General features: G+C 76.3%; 1 pseudogene. It reads left to right on the top strand.

Going from position 1 to position 295, the window contains the following annotated elements:
- Nucleotides 1-295: pseudogene (locus tag B7L92_RS43275) on the top strand (PLP-dependent aminotransferase family protein); the annotation flags it as partial.

Here is a 295-nt window from a genome sequence, read left to right as displayed (position 1 = left end):
CGCCTCGTCGTCTGCTCCGGGTTCGCCCACGGCCTCCACCTGGTCTGCGCGGCCCTGCACGCCCGCGGCGCCCGCACGCTGGCCGTGGAGTCCTACGGCCTGGACATCCACTGGGACCTGGTCGAACGCACCGGACTGCGTACCGTCCCGCTCCCCTTCGACGACCTCGGTACGCGCGCGCAGTCCCCCGGTGACGCCGACGCGGTGCTGCTCAACCCGGCGCACCAGTTCCCGCTGGGCGGCGCCCTGGTCCCCGAACGCCGCGCCGCGGCGGTCGACTGGGCGCGCCGCACCG

Origin of the sequence: Streptomyces viridosporus, from assembly GCF_002078235.1 — a bacterium.
GTDB lineage: Bacteria > Actinomycetota > Actinomycetes > Streptomycetales > Streptomycetaceae > Streptomyces > Streptomyces viridosporus.
Note: the sequence above shows the minus strand (reverse complement) of the source record. Positions and strands in the feature narration are given on the sequence as shown.